Here is a 10,508-nt window from a genome sequence, read left to right on the forward strand (position 1 = left end):
CCATCCTTCAACGCCTGACGCACCCGCGCCGCATTTTGCCGGAACAGCGCGCAACGCACTTGGGCGCCGCTGTCCTTGAGGGTGAAATACACATGGCCCGACGCCGGGCGGGCGAGGTTGGAGATTTCGCCTTCGACCCAGATATTGCTGAACACGTCTTCGAGCAACACCCGCGCGCGGCCGTTGAGCTGGCTGACAGTCAGGACTTCACGGTCCAAGCCGAGTCTTGCAAAGGGATCTTTAATCATGGGGCGCAGTTTAAAGGCATTCGCACGGGAATCTCTACGTTCACGCACTCCTGCAGCTGGCGAAGCCTGTGTCCGGCTGCGCAGCAGTCGTAAAATCCGGTTGTCGGATGGTCAGGCCGGGCGCGGCGTATGCATTAGCGACTGCTGCGCAGYCGGACGCAGGCTTCGCCAGCTGTTACATGGATCGTGTAACGGCTCCGCGATTGGTACAGTCATTAGCGGTAATCAAGGAAGACAGGGAATGAATGCATTTGAGTTGTTACACCAATGGCCCTTCGGCACAACGGATTGGCTGGTCATCGGGCTGGGCATCGCCCTGGCTTATATCGTGTTCGGCATCGCCGGATTTGGCACGGCGCTGGTGGCGGGGCCGATACTGATCCTGTTCATGCCGCTGTCGAAGATCGTGCCATTGCTGGTGTTGCTGGATTTTGTAGCTGCGTTCGGCAATCTGCTGCCCTCGCGGCGTGATGTGGCGAAACCCGAGTTGCTGCGGTTACTGCCTTGCATGGCGGTGGGCTGCACACTGGGGGTGATCTTTCTGCTGAACCTGAAATCCGATGTGTTGCTGCTGTTGATGGGGCTGTTTATCAGCGCCTATGCGATTTACAGCCTGTGGGTCAAAGCCCGTCCGACGCAGTTAGCAGCCGGTTGGGCGGTGCCGATGGGCACTGTGGGCGGGATGTTCGGGGCGTTGTTTGGCAGTGGCGGCTTTTTATATGCGATCTATTTGAACAGTCGCCTGCCCAAAGAGGCGGCCCGCGCGACTCAGAGCGCGCTGATCAGTTGCAGCACGGTGGTGCGCTTGAGCCTGTTTGCCGTCGCAGGTGTGTATGCCGAGCTACCCTTGTTGGTGTTGGCGCTGTGTTTGTTGCCGGCCATGGCCCTGGGGTTGTGGATCGGGCGGCGGTTGACCATGAGGTTGTCGCGCGAGGCATTTGTGCGGCTAGTGACCTGGTTGGTGCTGGCCAGCGGGATTGCCTTGATCGGGCGTTACTTGAGTACTTGACCTGAGAGTGTCAGGGATTAAGCTGCCGGCCGAAAATCCTGTGGGAGCGAGCCTGCTCGCGATAGCGGTTTAACATTCAATGATGTTGTTGACTGATACACCGTCATCGCGAGCAGGCTCGCCCCCACAAGGGTGAACATTCAGTTTTTGCAGGGTCTGCACCCATGAATTCACAAAGCATCATCGTCCCGAAAATCTCCACGTTGCCGGTCCACGAACCCCGGGCGCGAGCGGTGGTGCGGTGGCTGGTGCGCAAGAACATCGTCCAGGAAGAACTGACCACCTGTGGCCGTACTGGCAACCGCATGGCCCACGCCATCGCCGACGGTGCTCGCGCGGTGGTGCTGCACCCCGAAGCGCTACCGTTTGGCGAGTCGGTCAATGGCCTGGAAATCGTCACCAAGCGCTGCATCTATACGCCGGCCAAAGGTTTTCACGAAGAGGCGGGATGTGCCGAGTGCCGCAAAGAAGTTGGTGAAGCGCTGTTCGAAAGCCTGGAAGACTGGATGCCAGGACGCACCGATAACTTCACCTGTCCTGAATGCGGGCATGAAGATGACATCAACGGGTTCCTTTTCTTGCAGGAATGCGGTTTTTCCAACCTCGGATTTATCTTCAACAACTGGGCAGAAGCCGGGTTCAAGCAGAGCTTTATCGACGAATTTGCCGATTGGCTGGATCAGCCGGTCAGTTGGGTCAAAGTCGAACTGTAGGAGCAAGCGGTGCGGCGATCCGACTTGCCCGCGATGGCGTCCTTAAGACCGCCATCGCCAGCAAGCTGTGCTCCTACAAAATTCGGGGTGAAATGCCCGTCAATCGACCGTATCGATAATAGACAGAGTTTTACATTGAACCCGAGGGGGTGTCTGACTATAATGGCGCGCTTCCATTTTCCCGCTCGGGAGCCCCCGCGATGCTGCGTATCAGCCAAGAAGCTCTGACATTCGACGACATTCTCCTAGTGCCTGGTTATTCCGAGGTGCTTCCTAACGAAGTCAGTCTCAAGACCCGCCTAACCCGTGGCATCGAGCTGAATATTCCTCTGGTTTCTGCCGCCATGGACACCGTCACTGAAGCCCGTCTGGCAATCGCCATGGCTCAGGAAGGTGGCATCGGCATTATCCACAAGAACATGACCATCGAGCAGCAAGCTGCCGAAGTGCGCAAGGTCAAGCGTTACGAAGCCGGCGTGGTCAAGGACCCGATCACGATCGAGGCYGATGCCACGGTTCGTGAACTGCTCGAACTGACCCACATGCACAACATCTCCGGTGTTCCCGTGCTGCACGATGGCGACCTGGTCGGCATCGTCACTTCCCGTGACGTGCGTTTCGAGAACCGTATGGACGCCTCCGTTCGTGAAGTGATGACGCCTAAAGAGCGTCTGGTCACGGTCAAGGAAGGCGCCGACAAGCACGACGTTCGCGAGCTGTTGCACAAACACCGCATCGAACGCGTACTGATCGTCGACGACAAATTCGCCCTCAAAGGCATGATGACCGTCAACGACATCGAAAAAGCCAAGGCTTACCCGCTGGCCAGCAAGGACGATCAAGGTCGTCTGCGTGTCGGCGCTGCTGTCGGTACCGGTAAAGACACCGGTGAGCGTGTCGCAGCCCTGGTCAACGCCGGTGTTGACGTGGTGGTAGTCGACACCGCTCACGGTCACTCCAAAGGCGTGATCGACCGCGTTCGCTGGGTCAAACAGAATTTCCCTGACGTGCAGGTCATCGGCGGCAACATCGCCACCGGCGCTGCCGCCTTGGCCTTGGCCGAAGCAGGCGCTGACGCAGTCAAGGTCGGTATCGGCCCTGGCTCGATCTGCACCACCCGTATCGTCGCCGGTGTCGGCGTCCCCCAAATCACTGCCATCGCCAACGTCGCCGCTGCCCTTGAAGGCACCGGTGTTCCGTTGATCGCCGACGGCGGCATCCGTTTCTCCGGTGACCTGTCCAAGGCCATCGTTGCCGGTGCTTCCTGCGTGATGATGGGTTCGATGTTCGCCGGTACTGAAGAAGCACCGGGCGAGATCGAACTGTACCAGGGGCGCTCGTACAAGGCTTACCGTGGCATGGGTTCGCTGGGCGCCATGTCCCAGGCTCAAGGTTCCTCCGACCGTTACTTCCAGGACTCCTCGGCAGGCGCCGAGAAACTCGTTCCGGAAGGCATCGAAGGGCGTGTTCCTTACAAGGGCACCCTGAGCGCCATCATCCATCAACTGATGGGCGGCCTGCGTTCCTCGATGGGTTACACCGGCAGTGCCGACATCGAAGAAATGCGCACCAAGCCTGAGTTCGTGCGGATCACCGGCGCTGGCATGGCCGAGTCCCACGTTCACGACGTACAAATCACCAAAGAAGCGCCAAACTACCGCGTAGGTTGAGGCTTCAAGTAAAAAGTTAAATAACCGGGGCTGTTTTATTCAGCCCCGAGTTGTTTCTGAATCACGACTGTTTCTGAATTACTTAGACGAGACTGAATCATGGCCCTCGACATTCACGCTCACCGCATCCTGATCCTCGACTTCGGTTCCCAGTACACCCAGCTGATCGCTCGCCGCGTGCGTGAAATCGGCGTGTACTGCGAACTGCATCCGTTCGACATGGATGACGAAGCGATTCGCGAATTCGCTCCAAAAGGCGTCATTCTCGCCGGCGGCCCCGAGTCCGTGCACGTCGCTGACAGCCCGCGCTGCCCGCAAGCGGTGTTTGACCTGGGAGTACCGGTCTTCGGTATCTGCTACGGCATGCAGACCATGGCTGAACAGCTGGGTGGCAAGGTCGAAGGCTCCGAGCTGCGTGAGTTTGGTTATGCCCGCGTTGACGTGGTCGGCAAGAGCCGCCTGCTCGACGGCATTGAAGACCACATCGACGCCGACGGCCTGTTCGGCCTCGACGTGTGGATGAGCCACGGTGACAAGGTCACCAGGATGCCACAGGAATTCCACATCCTGGCCAGCACCCCGAGCTGCCCGATTGCCGGCATGTTCGACGACGCTCGCGGGTACTACGGCGTGYAGTTCCACCCGGAAGTGACCCACACCAAGCAGGGCGGTCGCATCCTGTCGCGCTTCATCCTCGACATCTGCGGCTGCGAAGCGCTGTGGACGCCTTCGAAGATTGCTGAAGACGCCATTGCCAACATTCGCGCCCAGGTCGGCACCGACAACGTACTGCTCGGCCTGTCCGGCGGCGTAGACTCCTCGGTGGTTGCCGCACTGCTGCACAAAGCCATCGGCGACCAACTGACCTGCGTCTTCGTCGACAACGGCCTGCTGCGTCTGCACGAAGGCGAGCAAGTGATGGCCATGTTCGCCGAGAACATGGGTGTCAAAGTGATTCGCGCCAACGCTGAAGATCAGTTCCTCGACAACCTGGCCGGCGAGTCCGACCCGGAGAAGAAGCGCAAGATCATCGGCCGTACCTTCATCGACGTGTTCGATGCCCAGTCCAACAAACTGGACAACATCAAGTACCTCGCCCAAGGCACCATCTACCCGGACGTGATCGAGTCGGCTGGCGCCAAAAGCGGCAAGGCTCACGTGATCAAGTCGCACCACAACGTGGGCGGCCTGCCGGAAGAGATGAACCTCAAGCTGGTTGAACCCCTGCGCGAGCTGTTCAAGGACGAAGTCCGTCGTCTGGGCCTGGAACTGGGCCTGCCGTACGACATGGTTTACCGTCACCCGTTCCCGGGCCCGGGCCTGGGCGTGCGGATCCTCGGTGAAGTGAAGAAGGAATACGCCGATCTGCTGCGTCGTGCCGACCACATCTTCATCGAAGAACTGCGTAAAGCCGACTGGTACCACAAGGTCAGCCAGGCATTCGTGGTGTTCCAGCCGGTGAAATCGGTTGGCGTTGTGGGTGATGGCCGCCGTTACGCCTGGGTGGTTGCCCTGCGTGCCGTAGAAACCATCGACTTCATGACTGCGCGTTGGGCACACCTGCCTTACGAGCTGCTGGAAACCGTCAGCGGCCGCATCATCAATGAAATCGAAGGCATCTCCCGCGTCACATACGACGTGTCGAGCAAGCCGCCAGCGACGATTGAGTGGGAGTAATCCCTGATTTAACGGATCGTCCGTAACACAGCAAAGGCCCCGTGAGCGCGAGTTCACGGGGCCTTTTGCGTATCAGGATCCAATCACTTCCACTGGTTTGAGGCCGTTGAGTCTTAATGCCGATGACAACTCTGCCAGGCTGGCGAAGCGCCGGGTGCTAAGGAATGGCCAACTGGCGCGCTCGATGTAGAACCGCCCGTTTTCGCGCTGGATGGGTGTATGGACGATGTCGCCGGTTCTGCTGCGATGAATGAGCATAGGAATGTCATCGACATTCGTGACGGTGCAATCGCCGGGGTTGCGAAGAGCCTTTTCTATGGTCTCCGCCTGGCTTAGGGGGGCAGGCGGATCCAGTTGCAGACGCAGGTCGCTTTTCACGAGGGTCAGCGGGCGCCCGAAATTGTCGGTTGGAATCCGCCCGGGATCGACCTCGATGCCCCCCGATTTACCCTCCGGGGTACTTTCGATGCGCACGCCGATGCCGCCCTCAAGTTCACTGATACCTGGCACACCCTCCCAGGTGTTGGCATGGCTGTCGCCAACCAGCGCCACCCAGCGATGAGCGCCGCGGGTGAGCTGATCGGTGCGAATGACCTCATGAGCGAAGTAACTCATCATCCTCTGCCGAAAATTCTTCTCGACCCCCGTCATTCCGGTGCTTTGATAGCTGGCCAGGCAATCGATGGCTTGGACCCGGATATGGTTTTTACGCGCGCTTTTCACCACTTCCAGAAAGGTGAACCGGCCGCTGGGATCGGTGCTGTGCCCGCGATCAAGGTTTCTGAGGTAGCTTTCCAGAGACTCTGAAAGCTCGCCGGTCCGGTTGAAAATATCCAGGTCGGCTTGATGAAAGTCAGTCAGCAGGTGTTCGAAGTAGAGGGTTTTGACTTTCTGCTTGCTGAGCACTTCCATGTTCTCGATCAGGAACTGTTTGCTGGCGATGCTTGAATGGCTCTCGCCAATGATCAACCCGAATGCAATACGCAGCAGTTTCTTGATGAGGTCTTTTTTTGGCAGGCCGACGGGGAGTGGCGGTATTTCTGGCCTGGCGGGTGAGGTGTTTGTCTCAAGGAAAGCAGTGGCATCGCGATATAGGGTTTTCCTCATGGCCTTGAAGTCGGCGACCGGGTTACTCCCGTCCGGCTTGGGCAGGCTGGCCATGTAGTCTTTGAGGTCGTACTTGGTGCTGGCTCCCCTGGCAATGTCGTTGAGGTCCTTGCGCAGGGCCTGGGGCATATCGTAAGCGGTGGCAGGGCTGTCCATGTCCGGCAACGGCTCGCTGGCTCGGCCCCAGGGCCACAATCCATCAAACTTGCCGCCGCCATACAGGCCGGGGCGTTTGATAGGTTGCCATTCTCCTTGCGCATCGAGGCGAACGGGCAGGCTACGGTAGAACGAGTAAGGGTTGGCAGGATCGATAATGGCCCAGGTTTTCAGCTCGTTTATGTAGCGCACAAGGTAATAGTTGTCATTGATCGAAACGTAATAGCCACCGGCGGATGATGGGTAGATGCCTTGAAATTTTCCTTCCCCGGCCAGTGGCGACACACCATCCAGAATTTCATTGGTTTCGAAGTGAGACAGCAGTTCAACGCCATCCTTGGCATAAGCTGGGCCGGGGGCGTAACGGGCAACAGGCGGCGTGCCCGATGTTTCATCGAGTGGCTCCTCGGTCGCGGATTCTTCAAGCCTGAAGGTTTCGCTGGCCTCACCCACCTCCGACAATTCCGCTGCTCCACGCAGAAAAGGCAGGTTGAAGAGTGTCTCGATACCAGCGCTGATGGCACCCGCGACCCCGGCGCGGCGATCAGCCTTGGTGCTGCCATTTACCGCTTGGTCAATGTTCAGCCCCATGTCGGCGATACCGGCACCGACGGCAGCCAGCGCTAGGGGCCAGCCGAGGGCCGCCATGCCGCCGAAGACATGAACAAAGACATTCAAATAACCGATCCACATTTTTTCCCGTAGATCGCCATTCGAACGCAGGGACAGGTCCGCGTCGCCGTGCATGCGAGCCTTCACTGAATCTCGCAACCAGCTAAAGACGTCGCCTGCGATGGGGGTGGCGTTCTGATTGATCAAATGGTGATCGCTTTTGCCCCACGTGGAATAGAGCAGATCAATCATGGCATTCAGGCCGATGTTGCCGTCGTCCTGCTGCTGGGCGGCCAAGGGGAAGTGGGCCATGAAGCGCGCCCGGTTATCCGCGTGAGTGTTCTGCATCAGCAGCCACCAGTGCAGATCGGAGGCCGTGGCAAAAATGTGAAAGCTGTCGGTTTCACCCGGTGTGTAAAGAATGCGCACGCCGTTACGGTCGGTGATGCACAGAATGTCAGTGGCTTGATACCCACCAATGTCCAGCGCGTAGACACTCAACCCCTCTTTGGTCGGCGCTGAGGCCTGTAGCATCGCAACGCTGATCGGCCACGTGACGTTGCCCGCGACGGCTTTGATCACCGTCTTGAGGTTTCCGTTGCTCAGCCGAGTGCCGTCATGCTCGTTCAACGCCTTGGCCAGGAAATTAAGTTTGGCGAGGGTGCGGAAATCATCCGGGTGAGTCGACCAGAAGCGCTGCATTTTTTCCCGGTACAGCGCACTGAAGTTGATTGCCCAGAGATCCTTGAGGACTTCGCTGGGATACATCCGCACTTCGTTGGTCTCGTTGAAAACAGACGCATGGGCACCTTCGTTGTAGAAGCCGCCGTTGCCATCCAGCAGGTCGGCATTGTCCTGATCGTGCGGCCGGAAACGCTTGACTACCAATTGCGGCAAGGTCAAGGACTCGGACGGTGCGGGGTAGTGCTCCCAACCCAGGAACGCTTTGTCGCTGCTCGCCGAGATATTGTTGAAGCGGTGCCACCAGACGTGGTTCGGGTCGATGTCTTTGATTGCGTGCTTGTCGAGGACGCCCTGGGCGGCTTCGTGCGCCAGGGCATACAGGTCGGGGCAGGCTTCGGTAAAAGGCAGCACCAGCGCCTTGAGAGACTGCTCATCTGCCGGGTTCGGTAGCAGGGTCGGGATAGCGGCGGCGGGTTGGTTCACTTCTCGCTCCTTGAGAAATATTCAGAACATGGGCACCCACTATGCCCGGTCAGCCGCCGTCAATCTGTAGGATCGGAAGGGACCCGATGTGTAAGAAAAAGGGCTGCCTTTGATGTCAGGGAGGCTGGCGCCCTTACTGTTTCCCAATTGCAGGTGTATCGTATTCGCCTTTTGCGGGCCCCGCGCCCGACGCTGATACGTGAGGTAGTTGAGTTCATGTCCTTTACCCGTCGCCAAATCCTCGGTGGCCTGGCCGGTCTAGTTGTCGTTGGCGTCGGAGCAGGGGGCGCGTCGCGCTACTGGCTGGGCAAAATGGCCGACGCCGACGCTGGCCACGACTATGAGCTGATTGCCGCACCGTTGGACGTCGAGCTGGTGGCCGGGCACAAGACCGAAGCCTGGGCGTTCGGCCCGTCGGCGCCGGGGACCGAGTTGCGGGTTCGCCAGGGTGAATGGCTGCGGGTGCGTTTCATCAACCATCTACCGGTAGCGACCACCATTCACTGGCACGGCATCCGCTTGCCGCTGGAGATGGACGGCGTACCTTACGTCTCGCAATTGCCGGTACTGCCGGGCGAATACTTCGACTACAAATTCCGCGTGCCCGATGCCGGCAGCTACTGGTATCACCCGCATGTGAACAGCAGCGAAGAGCTCGGTCGCGGGTTGGTCGGCCCGTTGATCGTCGAAGAGCGTGAGCCCACCGGTTTCAAGTACGAGAAAACCTTGAGCTTCAAGAGCTGGCACGTCGATGAAGAGGGCGCTTTCATGCCATTCAGCATTCCTCGTGAAGCCGCCCGTGGCGGTACGGCGGGTCGTCTGTCGACCATCAATGGCATATCGCAAGCGGTAATTGATTTGCCTGCTGGACAGATCACCCGAGTACGCCTGCTCAACCTCGATAACACGCTGACGTATCGCCTGAACATTCCCGGCGTTGAAGCGCAGATTTACGCGCTGGACGGTAACCCCATCGAGCCGCGCCCGCTGGGCAAGGAGTACTGGCTGGGCCCCGGCATGCGTATTTGTCTGGCGATCAAGGCTCCGCCGGCCGGTGAAGAGTTGTCCCTGCGCAACGGTCCGGTACGCTTGGGTACGTTCCGTTCGGTGGCGAATAGCGATGCACCGTCTGAATGGCCGTCCGCGCTGCCCGCCAACCCGGTGGCCGAGCCGGACCTGGCCAATGCCGAGAAACTCAACTTCAATTTCGAGTGGGTGGGTTCGGTGTCGGTCAACGTCGACAACGGCAAACCGCCTAGCCTGTGGCAAATCAACGGCAAAGCCTGGGACATCACCGACAAGACCTGCGCCGACCGGCCGATTGCCAAGCTTGAGAAGGGCAAGAGCTACATTTTTGAATTGAAGAACATGACTCAGTATCAGCACCCGATTCACTTGCACGGCATGAGCTTCAAGGTCATTGCCTCGAACCGGCACAAGGTCATCCCGTACTTCACCGACACGTATCTGTTGGGCAAGAACGAGCGTGCGCAAGTGGCGTTGGTGGCCGATAACCCAGGCATCTGGATGTTCCACTGCCATGTGATCGATCACATGGAAACCGGCCTGATGGCCGCCATCGAGGTGGCGTGATGCGTCAGATTCGTCCCGCCGCCATCATCGACCGCAGCCGTGATCGCGACTTCATGCGCGAAGCCCTGGCCCTCGCCGCTCAAGGTGCCGCACTTGGCGAAGTGCCGGTGGGCGCGGTGCTGGTGCAGGATGGGGAAATCATCGGCCGCGGCTTCAATTGCCCGATCAGCGGCAACGACCCGAGTGCGCATGCCGAGATGGTCGCGATCCGCGCGGCGGCGTTGGCGGCCAGCAATTATCGCCTGCCGGGCAGCACGCTGTACGTGACGCTGGAGCCTTGCAGCATGTGCGCAGGCTTGATCGTGCATTCGCGGATTGCGCGGGTGGTGTATGGCGCGCTGGAGCCCAAGGCAGGGATTGTGCAGAGTCAGGGGCAGTTCTTCACCCAGGGCTTTTTGAATCACCGGGTATTGTTTGAAGGCGGGGTGTTGGCGGACGAGTGCGGGACGGTGCTCAGCGAGTTCTTCAAGGCTAGACGCGCGAAACCTTCAGACTAAACACCGAACCAATGTGGGAGCGGGCTTGCTCGCGAATGCGGATTAACATTCAACTGAGA

The 10,508-nt window shown here is 59.1% G+C and carries 8 protein-coding genes; 6 read left to right on the forward strand and 2 right to left on the reverse strand.

What is annotated here, in order from left to right; genetic code table 11:
- On the reverse strand, positions 1-248 hold a 248-nt coding region (locus AC1DRJ_RS13085), incomplete at its 3' end, for an exodeoxyribonuclease VII large subunit (protein ID WP_477802520.1).
- A gap of 241 nt (positions 249-489) precedes the next feature.
- Between AC1DRJ_RS13085 and AC1DRJ_RS13090 the strand changes: the two genes are divergently transcribed.
- The 4 genes from AC1DRJ_RS13090 to guaA all read left to right on the forward strand — a co-directional run bounded on the left by AC1DRJ_RS13090 (position 490) and on the right by guaA (position 5,317).
- The gene (locus tag AC1DRJ_RS13090) at positions 490-1,257 is read left to right on the forward strand and encodes a sulfite exporter TauE/SafE family protein (protein WP_477802521.1); all 768 of its coding nucleotides are present in this window, start codon (positions 490-492) and stop codon (positions 1,255-1,257) included.
- Positions 1,258-1,421: 164 nt separating this feature from the next.
- Complete coding sequence (locus tag AC1DRJ_RS13095; RefSeq protein WP_477802522.1) at positions 1,422-1,970, forward strand: sugar ABC transporter ATPase; 549 nt, start codon at positions 1,422-1,424, stop codon at positions 1,968-1,970.
- A gap of 200 nt (positions 1,971-2,170) precedes the next feature.
- Entirely contained in the window at positions 2,171-3,640 is a 1,470-nt protein-coding gene (gene guaB / locus AC1DRJ_RS13100; protein ID WP_477802523.1) for an IMP dehydrogenase, read from the forward strand.
- A 99-nt stretch (positions 3,641-3,739) separates the two neighbouring features.
- Positions 3,740-5,317 (forward strand): glutamine-hydrolyzing GMP synthase, encoded by a 1,578-nt coding sequence (gene guaA, locus AC1DRJ_RS13105; protein ID WP_477802524.1) that lies wholly within the window; start codon positions 3,740-3,742, stop codon positions 5,315-5,317.
- Between the two features lie 72 nt (positions 5,318-5,389).
- Here guaA and AC1DRJ_RS13110 read toward each other — a convergent pair whose 3' ends face one another.
- Positions 5,390-8,359: a membrane-targeted effector domain-containing toxin gene (locus tag AC1DRJ_RS13110; protein WP_477802525.1), complete on the reverse strand. Its 2,970-nt coding sequence runs from the start codon at positions 8,357-8,359 to the stop codon at positions 5,390-5,392.
- A 216-nt stretch (positions 8,360-8,575) separates the two neighbouring features.
- On the opposite strand from AC1DRJ_RS13110, the gene AC1DRJ_RS13115 reads away from it, so the two are divergent.
- Positions 8,576-9,952 (forward strand): multicopper oxidase family protein, encoded by a 1,377-nt coding sequence (locus AC1DRJ_RS13115; protein WP_477802526.1) that lies wholly within the window; start codon positions 8,576-8,578, stop codon positions 9,950-9,952.
- On the forward strand, positions 9,952-10,449 hold the full coding sequence (gene tadA, locus AC1DRJ_RS13120; RefSeq protein ID WP_477802527.1) for a tRNA adenosine(34) deaminase TadA: 498 nt from the start codon (positions 9,952-9,954) through the stop codon (positions 10,447-10,449). The genes AC1DRJ_RS13115 and tadA overlap by 1 nt, the downstream gene beginning before the upstream one ends.
- Positions 10,450-10,508: the final 59 nt, after the last annotated feature.

The organism is Pseudomonas sp. P5_B2 (assembly GCF_056400445.1).